Genomic DNA, 23,791 nt, shown 5'->3' on the forward strand with positions numbered 1-23,791 from the left:
TTGCTCGATGATCTGGACCAGCTGCTCCGGCCGGGCGGTGGGCAGCTCCTTGAGCAGCGACTGGTAGGCGGTGTGCTCCTCGGCGAACAGCTCCAGCATGAAGCGCGAGACGTGGACGCCGGTGGGCGGCTCGGGCGTGCTGGCCAGGTACTTCTCCAGCGCCAGCTGCATCTCCTGGGCGCTGGAGTAGCGCTTGCGACGGTCCTTCTGCAGCGCCTTTTCGAGGATCTCGTCCAGCGCGGGGGGCACGTCCGGGCGCAGCTCGGAGGCCGGACGGACTTCGCCCTCCAGGATGTCATTCATGATGGCCAGCTCGTTCTCGCGCTTGAACAGCCGGCGGCCCACCAGGATCTCGTACAGGACGATGCCGAGCGCGAACACGTCGCTGCGCGCATCCAGTGGCACCGTGCGGATCTGCTCGGGGGACATGTAGCTGAACTTCCCCTTGAGCTTGCCCGCCTCCGTCTTGGTGCTCTGCGACTCGGCCTTGGCGATGCCGAAGTCCACCACCTTCACGCCGCCCTCGTAGGTGACGAGGATGTTGGACGGCGACACGTCCCGGTGGACCAGGTTCAGCGGGTTGCCGCTGTGGTCCTTGCGGGTATGCGCATAGTGAAGGCCCTCGCACGCCAAGGCCATCACCCGGGCGGCGATGGGTGGTGGCAGCCCCACCTGGGCGCGCTTGCACTTGCGCAGGATGGCCAGCAGATCATGCCCCGCGATGAACTCCATCGCGATGTAGAAGGAGGCCTGCTCCTGGCCCAGGTCGAAGATCTGCACCACGTTGGGGTGGTTGAGGGAGGCCGCCAGCCGCGCCTCGTCCAGGAACATCTGGACGAACTCCTTCTCGGTCGCGTACTGGTCGAGGATCCGCTTGACCACCACCAGCTTCTCGAAGCCCTGAAGCCCGAGCTGCTTGGCCAGCCAGATCTCCGCCATCCCGCCCACCGCCAGGCGCTTGAGCAGGAGGTACTTTCCGAACTGCTGGGTCATGAGGGGCCGCACTCTAGCGGAACCCGGCCTGTCGAGACACCTGGGGCCCCGGGAGGCGCGCCACTCCCCGTCTGAGGTAGGTTGGCTCAGTCCGCCCTACCTGAGAGCCGTCCATGGCCCCTTCCCCTCGCCCCCTTGCCCCCTGGGCGCGCTCATTTCTCCCCACGCTCCTGCTGGTCAGTGCTGCCTGCCAGCAGTCCGAGCCCGTCGAACCCGGGCCTGAGCCGCTCCCGCTCGCCCACTCCCGCCAGGGGCTGCGCCCGCCCATCGACAACGTGGGAGACCTCTTCCTCGGTCAGGCACTGCCCACCCTCAACGTGCTCAACCTGCTCGATGAGCGGGGGCTGAACGGACCGGACGGGATCGCGCTCGACACCAGCGTCAGCCCGCCACGCGTCTACGTGGCGGACACCCTCAACAGCCGCGTCCTCGCCTGGGCGAATGCCCTCGCCTTCGCCAACGGGGCCCCAGCGGACAAGGTCATCGGCCAGACCGACCCCTACCGTGGCGCCTGCAACACCACGGGCGTGAGCGCCATCTCGCTGTGCAGCCCGAGGGCCGTCGAGGTGGATGGCTCGGGCAACCTCTACGTCGCGGACACCGGCAACCACCGCGTCCTCGAGTTCGATACCCCTTTCACCGGCGACCTCGTCGCCGATCGCGTCTATGGCCAGAGCGGCGCCTTTGTCTCGGGGACCTGCAACCTGGGCGGAGCGCCGGGTCCGTCCACCCTCTGCTCACCCGTGGGGGTGGCAGTGGACGTCGCGGGGAACCTCTACGTCTCGGATCAGGGCAACCACCGTGTCCTGCGCTTCACCTCGCCGCTGGCGGACGCGGTGGCGGATGCGGTGCTCGGGCAGACAGGCATGACGGGGAGCACACCCAACCTGGTCGACGCGCGGGGCCTGGCGAACCCCTCCAGGCTGGCCATCGACAGGAGCGTCACGCCCAACCGAATCTACGTCGCGGACACGGACAACCATCGCGTGCTGGGCTGGAGCAGCGCCACCGGGTTCGCCAACGGCGCGACGGCGGACAGAGTCCTCGGGCAGCCAGACGCCTCCGCGACCGGGTGCAACACCGGGGGCGTGGGGGCAGGGACGCTCTGCTTCCCGCGCGGCCTGGCGGTGGACGCCGCGGGCAACCTCTATGTGGCGGACGCCAACAACAACCGCGTCCTCGTCTTCGACACCCCGCTCACCTCCGATGCTCTCGCCGACAAGGTATGGGGCCAGGCGACCTTCACCGGCTCGGGGTGCAACAGCGGGGGCGTGGGGGCTGGCACGCTGTGCAGCCCCTGGGAGGTGCTGCTGGACACCGCGGGGAACCTCCACGTGGCGGACACCAGCAACAACCGCGTGCTCAGCTTCACCGGCGGGCGGGCGGGGGACACCACTGCGGACCGGGTGTATGGCCAGGCCAGCTTCACCGCTGTCGCCTGCAACACCGGCGGCCGCTCCTCGCAGACGCTGTGCAGCCCCCGAGGGCTGGCCTTCGACGCGAGCGGGAACCTCTTCGTGGCTGACCACACCAACTCGCGCGTGCTGGTCTACACCCCCTTGCCCGTGGACACCGTGGCGGACCGGGTGTTCGGCCAGGCGACCCTGACGGCGGGATCCTGCAACGCCGGCGGCGTCAGCGGCTCCTCGCTCTGCAACCCAGGCTCGGTGGCGGTGGACAGCGCGGGGAATGTCTGGGTGGGTGACGAGGGCAACTCGCGCGTGCTGGGCTACCTCGCGCCGCTGACCACCAACACGGTGGCGGACAGGGTGGTGGGCAAGTCGAGCCTGACGTCCAACTCGTGCCTCCCCGCTTCCGCCACCTGCATCGCCACGTCCCCGCCCGCGGTGGCGGTGGACGCCTCCGACAACCTCTACGTCGCGGATCCGGCTGGCAACCGGGTGCTCGCCTACAACGCTCCCTTCGCCACCAACACCACCGCGGATCGCATCCTGGGCCAGGCGGACTTCTCCACGACCTCGCGCAACTCCATCGACGCCCAGGGACTCAGTGGGCCGGAGGGCCTTCACGTGGACCGCTCCTCCTCTCCCAACCGGCTCTACGTAGCGGACGCGCAGAACAGCCGCGTGCTGGCGTGGGACTCGGTGAACCTCATCAATGGCCAGCCTGCGGACAGGATCTTCGGCCAGGCCACCGCCACCCAGGGCACGTGCAACGGGAGCGGGCTGGGCGCGCAGAGCCTGTGTCTCCCCGTGGATGTCGCGACGGACACGGCGGGCAACGTCTACATCACCGACGACACCAACTCGCGGGTGCTGGAGTACAACGCTCCGTTCGCCACCGGAGGTGACGTGGTGGCGGATCGCGTCTTCGGGCAGACGGGCTTCACCGGCAGCACCTGCAACAGCGGTGGCACCTCCGGCCTCACCCTCTGCAACCCGCGCGGGCTCACCGTGAGCCCCTCCGGCCATGTGTACGTGGTGGATGGCGGCAACCACCGGTTGCTGCGCTACGACATGCCGCTCTCTACGGATCTGGTGGCGGACGCAGTGCTTGGCCAGATCGGCTTCCGCAACAACGGCGCCAACCTGGTGGACGGCGCGGGGATGTCCTCCCCCTACGCCGTGGCCATTGACACTTCGGCGACGCCCAACCGGCTCTACGTGGCGGACTCCACGAACAGCCGCGTGCTCGCCTGGGCGGACGTGACCGCCTTCCAGAACGGCTCGCCCGCGGACCTGGTCCTGGGCCAGCCGGATCTCTTCACATCGGATTGCAACAGCCAGGGCCTCTCCGCCTCCAGCCTCTGCGACCCCTCCGCGATCGCGGTGGACGCCACCGGCCGCGTCTACGTTGCCGACTCGAGCAACGACCGTGTCCTCATCTATGAGCCGCCCTTCGCCACCGACACCGTGGCGGACAAGGTGGTCGGCCAGGCGAGCTTCACCAACGGCTCGTGCAACCGCGGCGGGGGCAACCCGAGTGCCATCACGCTGTGCGACCCTCATGGCGTGGCGGTGAGCCCGGCCATGGACCTCTTCGTCAGCGACGAAAGCAACCACCGCGTGCTGGTGTACACCAATCCGTGGGGCACCGACTCCACCGCTGATGCCGTATTCGGGCAGGCCGGGAGCTTCACCACCCGGACTTGCAACAGGGGTGGCCGCTCGGAGAGCTCGCTGTGTGATCCCGGCCAGATCGCGCTGGACACCACCGTTGCCGCCCTGCGGCTGTATGTGGCGGACAGCACCAACAACCGTGTGCTCGTCTACGACGCGCCCCGCACCTCGGACACCACGGCAGATCTCGTCATAGGCCAGTCGGGGATGACCAGCGCGTCGTGCGGCGTGGGCCTGAATGGCCTGTGCGATCCCAAGAGCGTCGCGGTGGATGCCACCGGCAACGTCTACGTCGTCGACAACGACAACGACCGGGTGGTCCAATACAACGCTCCGCGGACGACCGATACGATCGGGGACCGTCTCTTCGGCCAGTCCTCCCCCACCGGCAGCTCGTGCAATGCGGGCGGCCTGAGCGCCTCGTCCCTGTGTGGTCCCCGGGGCGTGGCGGTGGACGCGGTGGGCAGCCTCTACGTGGCGGACACCACCAACCACCGCGTCGTCGTCTACCTTGCGAACAACCGCCCCACTGCCAACCCCCTCACGCTGACGCCGCCGTCCCCAAGGGGGAACGACAACCTCGTTGGCTCGTATTCGTACCAGGACGTGGACGGAGACGTGCAGAACGGCACCGAGGTGCGCTGGTACCGGGACGGCCAGGAGCAGGCGGCCTGGTTCGGGCAGCTGACAGTGCAGGCCTCGGCCACCACCCGAGGTGAGCAGTGGTACTTCACCGTCCGGCCGCGCGACGGCGTGGAGTACGGCCGGCTGGAGAGGTCGCTGACGGTGACGATCCTCAACACGCCTCCGGTCGCCTCCACCCCCTCCATCGCGCCCGCGGCGCCCAGGACGAACGACATCCTCAGCGCGAGCTACGGCTACACCGACGCGGACACCGACACCGAGAGCGGCAGCGAGATCCACTGGTTCCTCAACAACGTCGAGCAGCCCGCGCTGCTCAACCAGCCCACCGTTCCCGCCTCGGCCACCTTCAAGGGACAGCTCTGGTACTTCACCGTGCGCCCGAGCGACGGCTCAGAGCTGGGCGCCGCCATGACGTCGCCCGTGGTGACGATCGCCAACACGTCCCCCTCTGCGGGCAGCGTGCAGATCATCCCCGCCTCCCCCAGCTCCACCTCCAACCTCAGCGTCTCCTACACCTACGCGGACCCAGACGGCGACGCAGAGCTGGGCTCTGAGATCCGGTGGTACCGCAACGGCGCGCTCCAGGCCTCCTTGAATGACCTGCGGACAGTGTCAGGGCCGCTCACGCTGAATGACCAGTGGCACTACACGCTGAGGCCCAGAGATGGCGCGGATCTGGGAGCACTGGCGACGTCCACCACCGTGGTAGTGGGCAGCTCCGCCCCTACCGCCACCAACGTCCAGATCACCCCCAGCCCGCCGCGCACCCATGATGTGCTGACGGCCAGCTACACGTACTCGGATCCGGACAGCCAGGGGGAGACGGGCAGTCAGATCCGCTGGTTCAAGAACACCGTGGCGCAGCCGGCCTACAACAACCTCCGCACGGTGCCGGCGAGCGCCACCACCAAGGGCGACAGCTGGTACTTCACCGTTCAGCCCTGCGACAGCACGCCCGTGTGTGGGCTGACGCAGACAGCGCCTACCGCCACGGTGCTCAACACGGCGCCTTCCGCGACTGCGCCTGCCATTGCCCCGGCCTCCCCGCGGACCACCGACACGCTCACCGCCGGCTACACCTACGCGGACGCGGACAGTGACACCGAGAGCGGGAGCGAGATCCGCTGGTTCAGGAACGGCGTGGAGCAGACGGCGTTGGCGAACCAGCGCACGCTGCCCGCGGGCATCGCCGCGAAGGGACAGAGCTGGGCCTTCACCGTGCGCCCAAGGGATGGCGTGGACTTCGGAGCGGCCATGAGCTCCGCCCCGGTGACGATCGCCAACAGCGCGCCCACGGCCACCCAGGTCGTCCTCACCCCGCCCACCCCCCGCGTCACGGACACGCTGACGGCCACCTATCGGTACACGGATGCAGATGGGGATACGCCGGCCGCGCCCACGGTGAGGTGGTACCGGAACACCGTGGAGGACGCCACACTGCGCAACGTGCTCACTGTGCCCCCCTCCAAGCTGGGCAAGGGGCAGGCCTGGAGGTTCACCATCGCGGCCTCGGACGGCACGGCCACCGGGACCACGGTGAGCTCGAACACAGTGACGATCCAGAACTCGCCGCCCGTGGCGACCAGCCCGGCCATCACCCCCGCCGCGCCCAACGCGGGCGATGCGCTCACCGCCTCGTACACCTACGCGGACTCGGACTCGGACGCGCAGTCCGGCAGCGAGCTGCGCTGGTTCAAGAATGGCGTGGAGCAGACGGCGCTCTTCGGAGCCACCACCGTGCCGGCCGGCGTCACCCTCAGGGGCGAGCGCTGGACCTTCTCCGTCCGTCCGAGGGACGGCACGGACTTCGGCACGCCGCTCACCTCGCCCGAGGTCTCCATCGCCAACGGCGTGCCGCTCGTGAGCAGCCTCTCCATCCAACCTTCGCAGCCCGGGACGGAGGACACCCTGGTGGCCTCGTACACGTACCTCGACGCGGACGGAGACCCGGAGACGGGGAGCGAGATCCGCTGGTTCCGCAACGGCGTGGAGGCCACGGTGTACCTCGGGCTGGTAAACCTGCCGGCCAGCGCCACCACCAAGGGCGAGAGCTGGTACGTCACCGTGAAACCGAGGGACGGCTTGGACTTCGGGCAGCAGGCCACCAGCGCGCCCGTGCTCATCCTCAACACGCCGCCTCGGGCCACCAACGTGAACCTCTCGCCGCTGTCTCCCCGGGCGACCGATGCGCTCGTGGCCAGCTATACGTACGTGGACCCGGATGATGACGCCCAGCAAGGCACCGAGCTGCGCTGGTTCCGGAACGACACGGAGGTGGGCTCGCTCCTCAACCAGTCCATCGTCCCCGCGAACACCGCACGGGCCGGAGAGACGTGGTACTTCACCGTGCGCCCCAAGGATGGTGTGGCGTTCGGCGTGCTCGTCACCTCCACCTCGGTCATCGTAGGCAGCTCCGCCCCGGTGGCCACCGCGCTCCAGATCACCCCGTTCGCCCCCACCACCCTGGACCCGCTGGTGGCCAACTACCTCTACAGCGATCCGGATGGCGAGCCAGAGTCCGGCAGCGAGCTCGAGTGGCAGCGTGATGGCACGCCGGTGGCCACACTGACGGGAAGCCGGACGGTGCCCACCGGCACGGCACAAAAGGGGGAGTCCTGGAGCTTCAGCGTGCGTCCGAAGGACGGAGCGTCCTTCGGTGCGCGGCAGACCTCCGCGCCGGTGGTCATCCGCAACACGCCGCCGGCCGCCTCCAGCGCCACGGTCACCCCGTCGCAGCCGCGCACGGACGACGTGCTCACGGCCACCTTCACCTATGGCGACGCGGACGGGGATCCACAGGTGGGCTCGGAGATCCGCTGGTATCGCAATGGGCTCGAGCAGCCATCGCTGCTCGATCAGCCCTTCGTCCCCGCGTCGGCCACTCGCAAGCGCGAGGTCTGGTACTACCGCGTGCGGCCGAAGGATGGCACCGACTACGGCCCCGCCGAGGTGTCGAATCCGACCTTCATCGAGAACTCGCCGCCCGTCGCCAGCGCCGGCCCGGATCAGCAGATCCCTCCTACCCAGGCCGTGATGCGAGTGACGCTCGACGGGACGGGCTCGCAGGACATGGACGGGGACGTGCTCGACTACACCTGGTCCGAGGGGAGCACGGTGCTCAGCCGGGGCGCCCGCGTCACCGTCGAGCTGCCCGTGGGCCAGCGCACCCTCACGCTCACCGTGGCAGATGGCGAGGACACCTCCACCGATGAGGTGCTCATCGACATCCCGGATCCGAGGCCCACCGCCACCGCTCCCGCGGACTTCACGATGCCACCGGGCCGGATTGTGCTCACAGGGAGTGGCTCGGATGTTCTGGGCCGCACGCCGGGCTACCAGTGGACGCAGGTGGCCGGAGCGCCGGTGGACCTGCGCGACGCGGGCACCGCCACCGCCTGGTTCCTGGGGACTCGCTCCGGCACGTACATCTTCGAGCTCGTCGCCACGTTGCCTGGCGTGTCGAGCGAGCCCGCGCGGACCACGGTGACGATCCGCAACCTGCCGCCATGGGCCTCGGCGCCAGCGCGCCAGGTGGTGGAGGCGGGGCAGGAGCTGTCACTCGATGGCAGCGGCAGCGACGATCCCAACGCGGACCCGCTCACCTGGCGCTGGACGGTGGAGTCCAGCTCGGGGGCTTCCACGCTGGCCGACGGGGACCAACCCACCGCCCGCCTCACGCTCCTCGCCGATGGCCGCTATGGCGTCACCCTGGTGGTGAACGACGGTGTGGAGGACAGCCTGCCCGCCTTCACCGAGGTCATCGCCATCAATGCCCAGGTGAAGACCCACCCACCGGCCGCCAACGCCGGCCCGGATGGCGTGGGCGAGCTGGGCAAGCCTGTCACCCTCGAGGGCCGTGGCAGCTATGACATCGACGGCGATGCGCTCACGTACAGCTGGCGGAGGGTCTCGGGACCCGCGGACCCGCCTGTGCCGGCCCACTCGTCCACTCCTACGTTCCGAGCCACGGGAGCGGGGACCGTGGTGATGGGGCTGACCGTGAGCGACGGCAAGGTGACGAGCTCCGAGGACACGGTCACCTTCGAGATGGACGATCCCGCGGTGAACCGCCGCCCGGTGGCGCGTGCTGGCTCGGACCGCTCGGTGGGGATGGGCACGGAGGTCCAGCTCGACGCGACCCGCAGCACGGACCCGGATGGGGACGTGCTCACGTACCAGTGGACGCAGCTCGCGGGGCCTCGGGTGACGCTCGACAACAACCGCTCTCCGCGGCCTGGCTTCACGCCTACGCGGTCCGGCTTCGTCCGGTTCGGGCTCACCGTGTCGGACGGCAAGGTGGCCTCCGCGCCCTCCAGCGTGCTCATCCAGGTCACCACCGATGGCAACAGCCCGCCGCTCGCCAGCGCGGGGCCGGACCAGCAGGTGGTCATTGGCGGCGTCGTGACGCTCGATGGCTCGGGATCCTCGGATCCGGACGGAAACCCGCTGCGGTACGTCTGGGAGCAGGTCTGGGGGAGCCCGGTGGTGCTGGGGAGCCCTGGTGTTCGGCCGGCGTTCACGCCTCCTGGACAGGGCCGCTATCGCTTCCGCCTCACCGTCCTGGACGGGGAGGCCCCCAGCGCGGCCGACGAGGTGGATGTGGTGGTGGGCACGCACGGCGCGGACAACAAGCCGCCAGTGGCTCACACCTTCAACACCCTGGAGGTCCCCGTGGGTGAGCGGGTGCAGCTGGATGGGACGGAGAGCGACGATCCCGATCCGCTCGACAAGCTGACATACGAGTGGACGGTGTCGGGCTTCCCCACAGGCAGCGAGCCTGTGCTCGCGGATTCGGCCACGGCGACACCGTCGTTCACGCCCACGGTGGCCGGCTCCTACACGTTCCGGCTCCGAGTCTCGGATGGGGACCTGACCAGCTCGCCTGTCTACATGACGGTGCTTGCCACCTCGGACTCAAAGGGCGGCCTGGGCTGCGGAGCGGGGAGTGGTGCGCCGCTGCCGCTGGCGGCGGTCCTGCTGACGCTCCTCTGGAGCGGGCGACGGCGAGCCCTGGCGGCCCGGGGTGCGCGAGTGTTCGCGGCGCGGGCCCTGGCCGTGCTCCTCGCGCTCGGCGTGGCCTGGATGCCGGTGGTCGCGGGAGCTGCCGTCGAGCAGCCGCAGGGCAAGACGCGGAAGAAGAAGCCCACCTCGGGCAAGTCCCCAGCTGGCAGGTCCACCTTCAGCAAGCCCGCGACAGGCAAGTCCGCGGCAGGCAAGTCTCTGTCCGGCAAGAAGAAGAAGAAGCAACCCGTGCTGGAGGCCCCTGTCGAGGTGGTGCCGCCTCCCATCGAAGAGGTGAGCCCCGAGCCTGCGCAGCCCGTCGACGAGGCTCCGGTGACGCCGGAGACATCCGCAGCGCCGCCGCCCCAGGAGGAGGCAATCCCCACGGAGGGCCCGCCCAACCCCTATCTGGAGGAGGCGCGGCAGCTCTACCTGGGCTTCCAGTTCGAGGGGATCATCCCCAAGCTGGAGTTCGCGCTCGCGGTGAAGGGCGTGACGGTGGCGCAGAAGATCGAGATCTACAAGCTGATGGCCCTCACCCACTCCGCCTTTGACGACGCGCCCAAGGCGGAGGAGGCCTTCCTCCACATCCTGGAGCTGCAGCCAGACTATGAGCTGACCGGTGGCGCCTCGCCGAAGATCCGCTCCTACTTCGCGAGCGCCCAGAAGGCATACAGGGCCCAGCAGGCGGTGAAGCTGCAGCACGCTGCGCCCAAGCCGAGTGTGCACGGAGAGACGACGACGGTGGACGTGACGGTGGTCGCCGGCGCGGATCGGGTCTCGGCGATAACGCTGCACTACCGGCCCCGTGGGAGCACGGGCGGCTACTCGCAGCTGGCGATGGCTCGAGGAGAGAGCGGCGCCTTCTCCTGCAACGTGCCCAGCGCCTTCCCGGGGCCCGCGGGGAAGCGGACCATCGAGTACTTCGTCCGAGCGCGGGATGCGAGCGGGGCGCTGCTGGCCTCGGTGGGCGCGGAGGAGACTCCTCTGGAGCTGACGATGGAGACGGTGGAGCTGGCGAAGTCCCAGCCCCTCTACAAGAGCTGGGTCTTCTGGACGGCGGTGGGCGTGGGGACCGCGGCGGCGATTGCCACGCCGGTGCTGATCAACCGGAGCGTGCAGGTGCGGCCCGGGTCGTTGGGAATGGAGCCGCTCAAGTGAGGGCCTCTTCGTGGAGCGGCTGGGCGAGCCTGGCGCTCGGGCTGTGGGTGCTCGCGGCCTGCGGACAAGGCGCGGTGTTCCTCACCATCGAGGCGGTGGGGCCCGAGGGTGCGCTGCGCATTCCGGACGACGTGGACAGGGTCGTGGTCCGCGTGACGGACGACGAGGGCATGGAGGTTCTGCTCGAGAAGGAGTACCCGCTCACCGAGGAGCAGCGCTTCCCGCTGACGCTGGGGTTGGAGCCGGGCCCCAAGACGGGCGAGCGCATCCGCGTGGAGGTGATGGCCTTCAAGGGGGAGGAGCTGGTGGGGGATGCCGCGGCGGTGGTGCCCATCACGCGGCAACAAGAGGCCTCGGCGACGCTGAGGATCGTGAAGAGCTGAGTCTTGCGCTGTCCTCATTCGAGGTTCACCCATGTCCCGCATGACCCTCATCCTGGCCCTGCTGCTCACCTTCCAGGCGCAGGCCGAGCCGCCCACGGAGCAGGAGGTGAACGCCAGCTCGCTGCTGACGGGGGCTCGGGTCGTGGATGAGGGCGGAACTCCCCAGGACATGGCCGCGGGGATGTTCGACGGCAGCCCCTGCACCCAGTACGACCTCACCCTCTCGCAGAACCTGCCGCTCATCCTCGAGCTGGTCGAGCCGTTCGACCTGACCCGCCTGGAGGTCATCAACTCGAACAACGAGGAGTACACCCCTGGAATCTCCGTGAGGACGCTGCGCATCGAGCAGGGACAGAGTCCCTCAGGACCGTGGCGGGCGCGGATCGACTGGGAGCTCCAGAAGGGCTCGGAGCCTCAGACCCGGCCCGTGTCGATGGAGAGGACGCGCTATCTGCGTGTGACGCTGGTGGCCAATCACGGCAACAAGGACTGGATCGGCCTGGGTGAGCTGCGCATGTGGGGCCGGCGCTCCGCCGCGCGGGAGATCCTCTTCACCGGAGCCTGGGAGACCGCCTACGGCGAGCTGCGCTTGAGCCAGGTGGGCCAGAAGATCACCGGCTGCTATGGCCCGCCCGACAGCCAGGCTGGCGACAAGCTCATCGAGGGAACCCTGAGAGATACCGTCTTCATCGGCACCTGGCGCGAGAATCGCACTGGCGGCCCAGACACCGTGGGACCCGTGGCCTTTGCGCTCACCCAGGAGGGAAACCTCTCCGGGATATGGGGTTACACGCCGAGCGAGCGGACCCGCCGATGGGATGGGAAGAGGCTCGCGAAGCCCACCATCAGCTGCAAGAAGCCCAAGAGAACGCCTGGCCAGGAGACGCCTGCGGAAGGGCCGCAGGGTGCCACTCGGACCCCTCCCCCTCCTGGGAAATAGCCGGGCTCAACACAGCTCCAGGGCTGCGCGCACGAAGCCGAGGCGGAGGAGCCAGATCAGGACCAGCCCGGTGGCAGCCAGGCCGAAGGCGGCCAGGATCGGCGTGCGCCCCGGCGGCGCTGGGCGCAGAGAGGTCAGAAACCCCACGGCGGCGCCGAGCAGCGCCGGGTACGCCAGCAGCGCCACGAGCAGCACGGTGGGGAAGAGATCCTTGGGCGCCCCCATTCGCTGCCGCCACTCGCACGATCCGCCTCCTGCGTACTCTTGATAGTAGCTCGCGAGCCGGTCCACCGGGCCTGAGTCCACCTCCTTCGCGAGAGCTGGACGAGGCGCTGGAGCGGCTCCACCCGCCAAGCGCTCGGCCAACGAGGGCTCCACCCGCCGAGGGGGTGGCCTGCGGTTCATGACCGTCACCATCGTGGCGAGGGCCGCGGCGAGCACGAGCAGCGTGGTGGCGAACCACAGTCTTGGCGAGGGCATACTCCCAGAGTCTAGGAGGGACTTGCGCCGACGCACTCGGGAAAACCGGTAGAACCTCCGTTGGCACAAGCCCCAGTCAGTCAACGCCTCGGTGCTCTCCTGGACGTAGCTTGGGCTGCGAGGTGGGAGCTCTCCGACGAGAGCCTCGGCATGAACCTGTATGACAAGCATACAGGTTGGCACAACCCGCGCCCGGCAGAGCACTCCTGGAGGGCTCTGGTTCCGGGCTCTGCCCTGGGAGCGGATCGGCCAGTACGTGGGAAGCCTTGGGTGTGCTCGTCCTCAGGAGCGCTTTCACCGCTCTCTTCGCCTGAACTTCAGGTCTCCAGATCCGCGGAGTAGCTGAGCGACTGGATGCGGCGAGTGCTCTCGTCGTTGGCCGCCTTGCGCTCCTTGGACAGCTTCTCCAGCTCCTCGACAATCTGGTCCAGCCGGTTCTCCTGCTCGCTCAGCTTCGCCACGAAGCGCTCGGCCAGCTCCCGCTGCGAGGCCCCGCTCTTGAGCGACTCGATGTTCGACCGGATGCGCTCCTGATCCTTGAAGAGCTGCGCCCGCTCGTTCATCAGCTGCTGTTCGTCCTGCGTCAGCACCGCCACCCGCTCCTTCAGGGCGATGATCTCCCGCAGCGCGTCCGCCAGCCGCTCATCCACGTAGCTCTTCTTCAGGAAGAACATCACGTGGTCTGACTGGATGCTGGAGAGGTGGTACTGCTCCACCCCTCGCGTGCGCTCCGTCACCGGGAACTCCATGCTGACCCCCGCCGCCAGCTCCAGCTTGAAGCGCCAGAAGTGGTCCGTGGTCTCCGCCGGCTCCGGAGTGTCCTTCAAGTCCCAGCCCGAGCGCGGGTGCTCCAGGAAGAGCGTCGCCGGCCGTTTCCCCTTGTTCCGCAGCACGTACTTCACCCGCCGGAACTGGTAGTGCTCCACCACCAGCACTCCCCGGTTCACCACCGACCGGAACACCGGCCCATTCTCCGTCGAGTCCTCCACCGACACCCCGCAGCTCAGCTCCACCGCGTACGGCACGAGCCGCTGATCGTCCGGCTTCATCGTGTCGAGCATCGCCTCGCCCACGTACGTGTCCCCCTCCAGCACCGTCACCGGCCCGCCCTCCAGCGTCAGCCCCGTGGTGTTCTTCAGCTCGATGCACGCCATGGGGTTCTTCTCGCGCGTGGCCCGGTTGTAGAGCAGCACCCGCCGGCCCTCGAACGGCCGCTGCAGGATGGGCACCAGCGCGCTCTGGTTGCGGTGCACCGTCACCGGATGATCCACCCGGTACTCGAACAGGTCCCCCACCTCCTTCGTCAGCGTCCTCACCGCCACGCTCCGCTCCGCCGCCTCCCGCATCCCCTGCCCCCCCCTCATCCGCCCGGCGCTCGTCACGCCCTGCATCAGAGGCGAGGCGGCGGCCCCCGGCGCGAGCGCTGACCTATCCACCCGCCCACCCTCCTCGTCCTTGTCCACCTCCGCCATGGACCCGAACGCCTCCTCGGGGATGACGGGCGCGGCGGCGGCTTCCGTCCTCACCTCCACGATGGGGCGCTTCATGTACCGGGGGCTGTACAGATCATGCACGAAGGACACAGGCAGCCCGGCGATGAGCGCCAGGTCCACGTCCACCCAGTCCTCGTCCCCCGTGTTGTCCACCAGCGCCCAGCCCTGCAGCAGCGGCTTCTCGTTCTCCTCCAGGAGGATGCGGTAGCTCGTCTTCCACACCGGCGCCTCCACCACGTAGCTGACGTAGAGCTCCCGCTCGCCCTCCCCCGCCGTGAGGATGGACATCCGCTTGCTGTCCTTCTTGTACGAGGACAGCACCGTGGCCAGGTAGAACTCCAGGTCCTTGCGCACGGCATCGTCCAGGAACTCCAGCTCGACGATCTCGATCAGATCGAAGGTGCGCAGCGCCGCGCCCACCAGCAGCGACAGGAAGGGCCGCACCACGGACGCCTTGCCCTCCACCACCGCCATGGACTCCAGCCCGACGATGATGCCCTCCACGCTCTCCTTGCCGCTGATGCGCGCACGCACCCGCGCGCCCTTGATCTGCCCCAGCAGCGCCGTGAGGCTGCCGGCATCCGGGATGCGGATGGTGGCCTCCTGCAGCAGCTGCTCCAGCGGCTTCGTCGAGTCGTAGCTCACCGCCGACACCGAGCCCCCCGACAGGTCCAGCACCGTCATCGACTTGAGCACGTCGTTCATCTCGCGGGCCTTGAAGTCCAGGTTCAGGGCCTCGGGGCCTGTCACCTTCCCCTTGCGCTCGAAGTAGCCCACCCCATGCTTGTAGAGGACGACGCGACGGATGGGCAGGGCAGCGGGCATGGAGCCTCCAGGAATTGGGGTTCTGCGGGGCTCGGTGTATCAAGTCCCCTGAGGGGAGAACACCATGGAACCTGTTGGGCAGAACAAGAAGCGCTCGCCCTGGCTCTACGTCGGCATCGGCTGCGGCGCCCTGCTGCTGCTGGGCATCGGAGGCTTCATCTTCGGCGTCGCATTCCTCTTCAAGAAGGGCAAGCAGTACACGGAGGATCTCTCCAACCCCATCGCTCGCACGGAGATGGTGAAGAAGGCCCTCGGCGCCCAGACGCTGCCCGAGGGCTACCACGGCGTCATGGCGCTCAGCGTGCCCGCGATCATGGACATGGCTGTCCTCAGCACGCGCTCTCCGGATGCTCCCGCCGCGGGACAGACGGGCGACGTGCGCAGCTTCGTCTACTTCTTCATCAAGCGCTCCTCCGTCACCGACCAGGAGCAGCTGAAGAAGTACCTCGAGGGCCAGTCGAATGATGCCTCCGTGCTCGCCCGCAACAATGTGAGCCTCGGTGAAGGCGAGATCCTCGGCAGAGGCGCCATCGAGCTCGAGGGCCGGCGCGTGCTCTATGTCACGCAGCGCGGAGAGCTGGAGACCGAGCACGATGACAGAGAGGGGCCTGGGCTGAACTCCATCCTCTTCATCGAGTGCCAGGGCCAGGAGCGCATGCGCATGGGGATCTGGATGGCTCCCGATCCCTCTCCCGGAGCACCCCTCGAGCAGCTCGACCTGAAGGGGACTCCCGCCGATCCCGAGGCCCTGCGCGCCTTCATGTCCCACCTCAATCCGTGTCAGGAGAGCTGAGATGCACCTGCGCTCGTCTGTCCTCTCCGTCCTGGGCTTGGCGGCCCTCGCGCTCCTTTCCGGCTGCGCCAGCCTGCAGCAGCCCCCGCCCGAGGACACCACCCCTCCGCCCCCCAGGACCGAGCCCGTGACAAACCCGTCCCAGCCGAGCCCCTCCTCCGGCTCCACGCCGTGGCACCACGCCCAGCCGAGCCCCTCCTCCGGCTCCACGCCGTGGCACCAGGCCCGCGTGGGTGACCGCGTGGTGTACGCCTTCTCCGCCAACCGGGTGAGCCACCCCGACACGAGCCAGGTGCGCATCATCGGGCAGCTGGCGCTGGAGGTGGCGGCTGTCCAGGCGCCGTGGGTGTGGCTGAAGCTCTCCTTCGCTGATGAGGCGGGCAGGCCCAGGACGGGCGCGCTGCTGTCGAAGGAGCTGATCATCCCCGTGAGCATGGAGGCGTCGCGTCCCCTCGAGTGGGTTCGCGAGGGCACCGAGAGCACCGAGGAGCTCTCGGCCGGAGGCCGCACCTGGCAGGCGAAGCGCTCCATCCGGGACAACCGGCCCAGTGATGGTCCGCTGGAGAACCGCCTCTACGCCGCGAAGCCGGGCCCCTTGTACCTCATGGGGGGCCTGCTCTCCGCGAGCAACACCCTGTCGGGCTTCGGCGCGAGCGGCAGCGAGCAGCTCACCCTCGTGGAGTTCCAGCAGGGCCGCGAGGGCAGTACGGCCACGGCACCGCCCACGCTGCAGTACCCCCTGGGCCCCGGCACCTGGTCCGACTCCAGCACGAACCTGGGGAGCGGCCCGGAGCGCTTCCGCACCTGCATCTCCGCCGAGCGCGGCTATGTCCTGACTGCCACCGGGCCCGCCCCCGCGGCGGGCGGCGCGCCCTGTCCGAGCTTCGCGGAGGCCGAGCTCGTGCCGCTCGAGGAAGTCCTTCTCACCTTCGTCCCCTGGCTCGCCAGCATGGTCCACTCCCCTCAGGTCCGAGGCACTCCGAGCCGTCGCGGCACCCTGTCCCTCAAGAACCGCCGCATGGACGCGCTCATCTTCGAGATGCCCGAGACGAGCGAGGGAGTGCGGCAGATCCGCTACGAGATCTACGCCGCGGAGCCGTGGGAGCCTGCCCTCGACGGCTTGCACTACCTGGCCCGCTTCAGCCCGCTGGCTGAGGGCGTGGACCGCGTGGAGGCCAAGGACCCGCGCAAGCCCACGTTCCTCAAGAAGCTCGTGGACTGGGGTGTCTGGGCCGGAGGTGAGAAGTGAAGCCCGCGCTCTACGTCGTCACCATCGAGGTATCCCCGGGCTCCGAGGCCGCGTGGAACCGGTGGCACGAGCAGACCCATGTCCCCGAGGTGCTGCGCCAGCCGGGCTTCCTCTCGTGCCGCAAGTGGCGCGACACCACCGCCGCGGAGGATGGCTGGGTGCGCTACGTGTGCCACTACGAGCTGACCGGGCCCGACGCCGTCGAGCGGTATGCCGCCAGCGATGCGGCGAAGCGGCTCCGGGCGGACTCGGATCTGAAGTTCGGCTACGTCACCCGCCTCTGGCGCCAGGTCTTCACCGAGGTGGCGCGGTTCGAGCTGGACACGGAGTCGGAGTAACCCTGAGGCCTCTCCTCTCCTCGCGGACCGGGGAGAGGCCGTGCAGGCAAGGCTCAGCTCTCGACGGAGAGCTTCACGTCGATGTTGCCGCGCGTGGCCTTCGAGTACGGGCACACCTCGTGCGCGGTGTTCATGAGCTGCTGGGCCTCCTCCTGGGACAGGCCCGGCAGCTTCCCCTTCAGCTCCACCGACAGCCCGAAGCCCCCGTCCGGCGTCTTGCCGATGGTGGCCGACCCGGTGATGCTCGCGTCCTTCGCGTTCTTGCCCATCTTGCCGGCCACCAGCCGCAGCGCGCTCTCGAAGCACGCCGCGTAGCCCGCCGCGAAGAGCTGCTCGGGGTTCGTCACGGCACCGCCCGCACCGCCCAGCTCCTTGGGCATCGCCAGCGGCAGATCCAGCACACCGTCCGACGAGCGGATACGGCCGTTGCGGCCTCCCTGGGCAGTGGCGGTGGCGGTGTACAGCGGGGTGATGGTCACGGGGGCCATGGTGTTACCTCGGTTCACTTCGGGTGGGTGCCCACAGCTGAGCGCCCCCGAAGTAGTGAGTAACACCCTGCGATGCAACGGAATCCTGCCGGAAATGTCGTGGAGACAGGATCAGCCCCCGGTGGCTGCTCGCTCGCGAACGACTACGAGCGGGTGGCGAAGGCGGCGGTGGCAGCGGCCCGGGCGGCGGCCACGGCGGCGGCGATGTCCAGCTTGCCGCCCGTGCTCACCTTGCCCTTGAGGTCCGGATCCACCTCCACCGTCTTCACCAGCATGTCGCGCACCTGCGCCGCCGTCAGGTTCGGGTTCTCCGCGAACATGAGCGCCGCGGTGGCCGCCACGCGCGGGGTGGCCATGGAGGTGCCGCTCATCTCCTCCCAGCGGCCGCCCGGCACCGTGCTCAGCACGTCCTCGCCCACCGCGGCCAGCTCCACCACCTTGTCGCCGTGCGAGGAGAAGCGCGCCAGCTTGTCGTTGTTCTTGTCCATGGACGCCACGGTGATGACGTTGGGCATGTCCACGTTGGCCGGGAAGTCCTGCACGTTGTTCATGTTGCTGCCGTTGCCGTTCGCCGTGGCCGCCACCAGGAGGATGTCCGCGTCCGCCAGCTTCTGCACGGCCGCCTTCCAGCGCGCCTGCGAGGCCGCGTCCTTGTACTCGTCACCGAAGCTCGCGTTCACCGCGCGGATGTTGGCGCCCTTGGACTTCAGGTCCACCACGTAGTCCACCGAGCGCTCGAAGTTCGTCAGCAAGTCGTTCCCGTCGTACAGGCCGCCCACCGAGAGGACCTGCGCCTTGCCCGCCGCCACGCCGGTGTTGCCCTGGCCGTTGTCCTCGGCGGCGATGATGCCCGCCACGTGCGTGCCGTGGTCCGTGCCGTCGCCCTTCATCGGGTCGCCCGAGTTGAAGCCCACGTTGAAGCCGTGGATGTCGTCGGCGATGCCGTTGTTGTCGTTGTCGAGCCCGTCACCCTCGATCTCGTTGGGGTTGGTCCACATGGCCCCATCCAGATCCGAGTGCTTCGCGTCCACGCCGCCGTCGAAGATCGCGACGACGGGCGGGCCCTTGGGGGTCGGCTTCGGATCCACCGGGCCGTCCACCGCGCCCGTGGCCTCCAGGCCCCAGCTCTTCAGCGTGCCCGTGTCCGCGCGCGCCTTGTCCTCCACCGTCAGCGTCCAGGTGCCCTTCGTCTTCTCACCCTTGAAGGCGCTCAGGTCAAAGGCGCCCTTCAGGTCATCCGCGCTGCCGCCCTGCCGGTCCGAGACGGTGGCCGTCTTCCCCGAGGGGCTCGTCAGCGTGACCTTGAGATCGCCCCGGTACGTGTGGGCCAGGTCCAGGTTCAGCTTCAGCGAGTCGATCGACACGTCCTTGTCGAAGCTCACCGTGGAAGTGGTCGTCGCCAGATCCTTCACCGCCAGGTTCGGCGTGGCCTCGGCCTTCAGCGTCTCCGTCGCCCGGGGAGCCAGCGCCCGGCGGGAGAGCTCCGGACGAGCCAGCGGGGCCTCCGTGGGGTTGAGCTGCGGCGAGCCCGGGCGCAGGCCCGTGGGGCGCGCCACGAAGGTGTTGCCCGGGCGATCCACCACGTTCGAGCGGGCCGGCGCCGACTCGAAGCCATCCGCCGAGCGCGCCGCGCGGGACGTCGTCTGCGGGGCCGCGGCGGGGGCCTTGGGCTGCGTCGCCTCGGGGCGAGAGGTCTGGGTCGGGTAGGAGGGAGTGGAAACCTTGTTGATGGTGGTCATGGCCGAGATCCTCGCCTTAAATAGAGTGCCGGTAGGGCTTACAGATGAATTGTCGGCACATGGCGCAGGAAGTTGCCTGTCCACCCACAAATGGATCCAAAATACCTACACCTCTGACTTGTGGGAAACGGGGGCTAACTTGTGGGAAACTTGGGTAGGATAAAAACCTACCTTCGGGCGGAGATGCCCCTGGGGGTACGGCCCTTGGTGAGGTGGGAGACGGCCTCGCCCAGCCCCTCGAGGGTGAGGGGGAACATGGAGAAGACGCGGCCGATGGTGGCGATGGTGCTGCCGGGCCAGATGCGGGGGGGCTCGGGGTTGAGCCAGGCGCTGCGCTCGAAGTGCTGGGCCAGCTGCATCAGCCAGACGAGCCCCTCCAGCCCCTCCGGCGAGTAGTGCCCTTGGGCGTTCGCGCGGATGCTCAGCTCATAGGGCGCCATGTATGCGTCGCCGACGATGACGAGCTTGTGGTGCTTGCCCACCTGGCCAATGAGGTCCGGCACGGTGGTGCCCCCGGTGAGCTGGGGCGTGGCGTAGAGCTTCCCGTAGACGCAGTTGTGGAAGTAGTAGGTGCGCAGCTCCTTGAAGTGCGTGGCCCGGCTGGCCGCGCTGAAGAGCCGGCTCATCAGCGCCGCGTACGGATCCATGGAGCCGCCCACGTCCATCAGCAGCACCACGCGCGTGTTGGGCCGGCGCGGTGGCCGCGTCACCACCTCCAGCTCGCCCGCGTTCTTCGCCGTGGCGTTGATGCTCTCGTCCACGTCCAGCTCGTCCGGGGCGCCCTCGCGCGCGAAGGCCCGGAGCTTGCGCAGCGCCACCTCGAGCTGCCGCGTGTCCAGCACCACGTCGTCCCGGTAGCCCTGGTACTTGCGCTCGCCGGCCTGGAGGATGGCGGTGCCCTGGCGGCCTCCCGTGCCCCCCACCCGCATGCCCTGCTGCCCGTGGCCCGCGTTGCCGAAGGGCGAGCGGCCCGCGGTGCCGATCCACCGCTCGCCCCGGTCGTGGCGCTCGCGCTGCTCCCGCAGCCGCTCCTCGAAGAGCTTCTGCAGGGCCTCCTCGTCGAGCGAGTTCAGCAGCTCCTGCTCCTCGGGGGTGAGATCCCTCCGCTCGCGCGCGTCCCGGAGCCAGTCCATCAGCTCGCGCGTCAGCTCCAGGCCCGCGGACTCCACACCCTTGAAGTGCGCGAGGAAGGCCTGGTCGAAGGCATCCAGGTGCGTCTCCGAGTGCACCAGCAGCGCGCGCGCCACGTGGTAGAAGCCGTCCAGGCTGCTGTCGTGCAGGCCCGAGCGCAGCGCACCCGCCAGCGCGAGCGCCTCCTGCGTGCCCACCGGCACCCCGCGCTGCCGCAGCTCGTAGAGGAAGGGCAGGAACATGGCGCGCGCTCCTCGGGGCTCAGGCCCGCGTCCGGCGGCCCCGGCCGAAGGCCTCGGACACCGCCATCAGATCCTGCTCCTTCTTCAGCAGCGCGCCGAGGAAGGGCAGGTTCTCCTCCAGCTTGAAGCTCTGGAGACCGTTGGCCTTGAGCACGGCGATCCAGTCGATGAGCTCGCTGGTGGTGGGGCGCTTGCGCAGCCGGGTGAAGGCGCGCAGCTCGTAGAAGACCTTCAGCGCCTGCTCGGCCAGCTCCTCGTCCAGCCCCGGGTGGTGCACACCGACGATGCGGCGCATCAGGTCCGTGTCCGGGAAGTCGATGAAGTGGAAGACGCACCGGCGCAGGAAGGCGTCCGGCAGCTCCTTCTCGTTGTTGCTGGTGATGATGACGACGGGGCGGTGCGTGGCCACCACCTCTTCGTTCGTCTCCAGAATGCGGAAGCGCATCCGGTCCAGCTCGTGGAGCAAGTCGTTGGGGAACTCCAGGTCCGCCTTGTCCACCTCGTCAATGAGCAGCACCACGCGCTCGCGAGAGGAGACGGCCTCGCCCAGAGGCCCCAGGCGGATGTAGCGGCGGATGTCCTTCACGTCCCCGTCGCCGAAGCGCGAGTCGTACAGGCGCTGCACGGTGTCGTAGACGTAGAGGCCGTCCTGGGCGCGCGTGGTGCTCTTCACGTGCCAGGGGATGAGGCGCAGGCCCAGGGACTCGGAGATGGCCTCGGCCAGCAGCGTCTTGCCGGTGCCGGGTTCCCCCTTCACCAGCAGGGGGCGCTGCAGCGTCAGCGCGCAGTTGACGGCGGCCTGGAGACCCTCGCTGGAGAGGTACTTCTCGGTGCCACGGAAGCGGGAGGAGGTAGGCGTCATGGTGTTACCCCCTCCTTTAACATCCCTGGCCCCGCCGCGCGCCTGGCCTGACGCCCCGGGCTGGCCGTCTCCCGGCCCTCTGGGCGACGGCTGGCCCCCAGCCTGCCTGGGGTACCCGAGACCTCCCTTAAGAGGAGAGGCCTCGGTGCCCCGCGGGCGGCTAGTCCCCCGCGTTGGTGGTGTAGAGGCTGAACTGGTCCGCGTCGATCTTGCGGCCCACGAACGTCAGGGTGATGTCGCAGGTGGGGATGCCGCCGCAGTCCGCGCCCGTGCACTGGGAGTGGAGCGCCAGCGAGCCCTCGAGGGTGTCGCCCAGCGTGTCGATCGTGTAGGAGGCCGAGGTGGCGTAGACCTCCGAGGTCGAGTCCGTCTGCGTGCGCTCGCTGGTGAAGACGTGCTGGTCCTCGACCTTGGAGCCCTGGATGGCGTCGCCGGTGATGACGACGCGCTCGGCCTGCCCCATGCCGTAGTTGATGGTGCCGGGCTCCAGGTACACGGTGCCATCGAGGCCCTCCCAGATGACCCACTGCTGCTGGTCCACGAGGTTCGTTGACTTGTCGGGGATGGTGGTCGGCGCCTGGCCTGCGCGATAGCAGGACGACGGGACACTCTCCGCGACCAGCCGAGCCACGGCGACGCGGTAGATGGCGGGCTGACTGCCCCCACAACCCAGGAGACTGCTCACCGCCACGACAGCTGCTACCCACTTGATGGAACGCATGAATGAACTCCTGACGAAAGGGCGCTCTAGCGCCCGCCCGCTCGCAGCCGGCCCGCGACGGGAGACTCCTCCGAGGCTCCAGGCCTCGGGCGAGTGCGCAGTATCAGGTGGCACGGAGATCAGGCAAGGGAAGAGCCGACCTCTCGGGCGGGAGCCCCAGGCTCTGTGGGTGAGGATCCACCCGGAGAGCGGCCGAGCAGGCGAGAAGTGGTGCACAGTTGAAGGGGCTCGGGCATACCCTGCGGGGAGGGCGTTGGTAATGTCCTCTCGTGGCAGACACACCCTTGCGCATCGTCAGCTACAACGTTCGCTACTTCGGCCATGCGCTCCGCGGGCTGGCGAGCACCGTGGGCCCGAAACGGCGGGTCTCCACGGCGATCGCCTCCTTGGATCCGCTGCCGGACGTCGTCTGCCTGCAAGAGGTGGAGACGGCCTCGTTCCGCAGCTCCATCGCGCACCGCCCCAGCCACCCGGGCGAGACGCAGCTCCAGGCCTTCATGGGCCGCATGGTGGAGATCTTCGGGGCGCAGGGGCGGGAGATGCCCTACGAGGCGTTCTACTTCCGGGCGCACCACTACAAGGTGTGGGACTTCTCGCTCTACACCACGGGGCTGGCCATCCTCGTGAACCGGAACACCCTGCGGGTGGACCGGCACAACGTGGAGGCGCCGGCGCAGATCACCTACCACCACGTGCAGCGGCTGAAGGAGCGCAAGCAGAGCCGCATCTGCGCGCACATGCGGCTGCAGCAGGTGGCGGGCGGGCGGACCTTCCACATCTTCAACACCCACCTGAGCCTGCCCACGCCGTTCGCCAAGGAGTTCTGGTCGACGAAGGACAAGATGGGCCGAGGCGTCAACCAGCTGCACGAGGCGCACAAGCTGGTGTCGCTGGTGACGGAGCACTCCCAGGGCGAGCCGTTCATCGTGTGCGGAGACTTCAACTCGCCGCCTTCCTCGCCCGTGTTCCGCTACCTGTGCGACGAGGCCCGGCTCACCTGCGCGCAGGCGTGCGTGGGGCAGATTGATCCGGCGGCCATCCGGGGCTTTCCCACCGCGGGCTTCATGCACATGCGCATGCACCTGGACCACCTCTTCTCGGGAAGCGGGGTGCGCTGGCTGGACATGGAGGAGACGCGGCCCTACGGAGACATGAGCAGCCGGTTCCACGGGCTGTCGGACCACATGCCGCTCATTGCGCGCTTCTCGCTGGAGGACGGCGTGCCCG

General features: G+C 68.9%; 15 protein-coding genes. 7 read left to right on the top strand and 8 right to left on the bottom strand.

The annotated features are described in order from the left end of the window. On the bottom strand, positions 1 to 993 hold a 993-nt coding region (locus VD972_RS44100; RefSeq protein ID WP_324995913.1), incomplete at its 3' end, for a serine/threonine-protein kinase. Between the two features lie 113 nt (positions 994 to 1,106). On the opposite strand from VD972_RS44100, the gene VD972_RS44105 reads away from it, so the two are divergent. Genes VD972_RS44105 through VD972_RS44115 form a run of 3 tightly spaced genes read left to right on the top strand, consistent with a single transcriptional unit; the run spans position 1,107 to position 12,203 of the window. Continuing rightward, positions 1,107 to 10,880: a PKD domain-containing protein gene (locus VD972_RS44105; RefSeq protein ID WP_324995915.1), complete on the top strand. Its 9,774-nt coding sequence runs from the start codon at positions 1,107 to 1,109 to the stop codon at positions 10,878 to 10,880. Next, positions 10,877 to 11,263 (top strand): hypothetical protein, encoded by a 387-nt coding sequence (locus VD972_RS44110; RefSeq protein WP_324995917.1) that lies wholly within the window; start codon positions 10,877 to 10,879, stop codon positions 11,261 to 11,263. The genes VD972_RS44105 and VD972_RS44110 overlap by 4 nt, the downstream gene beginning before the upstream one ends. A gap of 31 nt (positions 11,264 to 11,294) precedes the next feature. Further along, a complete protein-coding gene (locus tag VD972_RS44115; protein ID WP_324995919.1) occupies positions 11,295 to 12,203 on the top strand; it encodes a hypothetical protein in 909 nt (302 codons plus the stop codon). Between the two features lie 6 nt (positions 12,204 to 12,209). On the opposite strand, the gene VD972_RS44120 is transcribed toward VD972_RS44115, so the two are convergent. Together VD972_RS44120 and VD972_RS44125 are read right to left on the bottom strand one after the other, a co-directional pair. Beyond that, positions 12,210 to 12,683 (bottom strand): hypothetical protein, encoded by a 474-nt coding sequence (locus tag VD972_RS44120; RefSeq protein WP_324995921.1) that lies wholly within the window; start codon positions 12,681 to 12,683, stop codon positions 12,210 to 12,212. A gap of 317 nt (positions 12,684 to 13,000) precedes the next feature. Beyond that, on the bottom strand, positions 13,001 to 15,001 hold the full coding sequence (locus VD972_RS44125; protein ID WP_324995923.1) for a hypothetical protein: 2,001 nt from the start codon (positions 14,999 to 15,001) through the stop codon (positions 13,001 to 13,003). A 64-nt stretch (positions 15,002 to 15,065) separates the two neighbouring features. On the opposite strand from VD972_RS44125, the gene VD972_RS44130 reads away from it, so the two are divergent. The 3 genes from VD972_RS44130 to VD972_RS44140 are packed head-to-tail and all read left to right on the top strand — an operon-like array spanning position 15,066 to position 17,381. Further along, a complete protein-coding gene (locus tag VD972_RS44130) occupies positions 15,066 to 15,794 on the top strand; it encodes a hypothetical protein (RefSeq protein ID WP_324995924.1) in 729 nt (242 codons plus the stop codon). A 1-nt stretch (position 15,795) separates the two neighbouring features. Continuing rightward, positions 15,796 to 17,043 carry a DUF6068 family protein gene (locus tag VD972_RS44135; protein ID WP_324995926.1) on the top strand — a complete coding sequence of 416 codons (1,248 nt, stop codon included), beginning with the start codon at positions 15,796 to 15,798 and terminating at the stop codon, positions 17,041 to 17,043. Next, positions 17,040 to 17,381: a DUF4286 family protein gene (locus VD972_RS44140; protein WP_324995928.1), complete on the top strand. Its 342-nt coding sequence runs from the start codon at positions 17,040 to 17,042 to the stop codon at positions 17,379 to 17,381. Before VD972_RS44135 ends, VD972_RS44140 begins: the two co-directional genes overlap by 4 nt. A gap of 53 nt (positions 17,382 to 17,434) precedes the next feature. Here the strand turns inward: VD972_RS44140 and VD972_RS44145 are convergent, their stop codons facing one another. From VD972_RS44145 to VD972_RS44165, 5 genes are all read right to left on the bottom strand, one after another. Continuing rightward, positions 17,435 to 17,869: an organic hydroperoxide resistance protein gene (locus tag VD972_RS44145; protein ID WP_324995930.1), complete on the bottom strand. Its 435-nt coding sequence runs from the start codon at positions 17,867 to 17,869 to the stop codon at positions 17,435 to 17,437. A 143-nt stretch (positions 17,870 to 18,012) separates the two neighbouring features. Further along, a complete protein-coding gene (locus VD972_RS44150; RefSeq protein ID WP_324995933.1) occupies positions 18,013 to 19,608 on the bottom strand; it encodes a S8 family serine peptidase in 1,596 nt (531 codons plus the stop codon). Between the two features lie 167 nt (positions 19,609 to 19,775). Beyond that, a complete protein-coding gene (locus VD972_RS44155; RefSeq protein WP_324995935.1) occupies positions 19,776 to 20,981 on the bottom strand; it encodes a vWA domain-containing protein in 1,206 nt (401 codons plus the stop codon). A 19-nt stretch (positions 20,982 to 21,000) separates the two neighbouring features. Then, positions 21,001 to 21,843, bottom strand: a complete 843-nt coding sequence (locus VD972_RS44160) for a MoxR family ATPase (protein ID WP_324995937.1) — start codon at positions 21,841 to 21,843, stop codon at positions 21,001 to 21,003. A 160-nt stretch (positions 21,844 to 22,003) separates the two neighbouring features. Further along, complete coding sequence (locus tag VD972_RS44165) at positions 22,004 to 22,564, bottom strand: hypothetical protein (RefSeq protein WP_324995939.1); 561 nt, start codon at positions 22,562 to 22,564, stop codon at positions 22,004 to 22,006. Between the two features lie 269 nt (positions 22,565 to 22,833). Between VD972_RS44165 and VD972_RS44170 the strand changes: the two genes are divergently transcribed. After that, a partial coding sequence (locus VD972_RS44170; protein WP_324995941.1) for an endonuclease/exonuclease/phosphatase family protein occupies positions 22,834 to 23,791 on the top strand: 958 nt, incomplete at its 3' end.

The sequence above is a fragment of the Hyalangium sp. genome, assembly GCF_035629615.1.
Taxonomy (GTDB): Bacteria; Myxococcota; Myxococcia; order Myxococcales; family Myxococcaceae; genus Hyalangium.

Bases quoted from the DNA above. Each gene is read 5' to 3' on its own strand.
- VD972_RS44105 (WP_324995915.1), top strand. From the start codon at position 1,107: ATGGCCCCTTCCCCTCGCCCCCTTGCCCCCTGGGCGCGCTCATTTCTC.
- VD972_RS44115 (WP_324995919.1), top strand. From the start codon at position 11,295: ATGTCCCGCATGACCCTCATCCTGGCCCTGCTGCTCACCTTCCAGGCG.
- VD972_RS44120 (WP_324995921.1), bottom strand. From the start codon at position 12,683: ATGCCCTCGCCAAGACTGTGGTTCGCCACCACGCTGCTCGTGCTCGCC.
- VD972_RS44125 (WP_324995923.1), bottom strand. From the start codon at position 15,001: ATGCCCGCTGCCCTGCCCATCCGTCGCGTCGTCCTCTACAAGCATGGG.
- VD972_RS44130 (WP_324995924.1), top strand. From the start codon at position 15,066: ATGGAACCTGTTGGGCAGAACAAGAAGCGCTCGCCCTGGCTCTACGTC.
- VD972_RS44135 (WP_324995926.1), top strand. From the start codon at position 15,796: ATGCACCTGCGCTCGTCTGTCCTCTCCGTCCTGGGCTTGGCGGCCCTC.
- VD972_RS44145 (WP_324995930.1), bottom strand. From the start codon at position 17,869: ATGGCCCCCGTGACCATCACCCCGCTGTACACCGCCACCGCCACTGCC.
- VD972_RS44150 (WP_324995933.1), bottom strand. From the start codon at position 19,608: ATGACCACCATCAACAAGGTTTCCACTCCCTCCTACCCGACCCAGACC.
- VD972_RS44155 (WP_324995935.1), bottom strand. From the start codon at position 20,981: ATGTTCCTGCCCTTCCTCTACGAGCTGCGGCAGCGCGGGGTGCCGGTG.
- VD972_RS44160 (WP_324995937.1), bottom strand. From the start codon at position 21,843: ATGACGCCTACCTCCTCCCGCTTCCGTGGCACCGAGAAGTACCTCTCC.
- VD972_RS44165 (WP_324995939.1), bottom strand. From the start codon at position 22,564: ATGCGTTCCATCAAGTGGGTAGCAGCTGTCGTGGCGGTGAGCAGTCTC.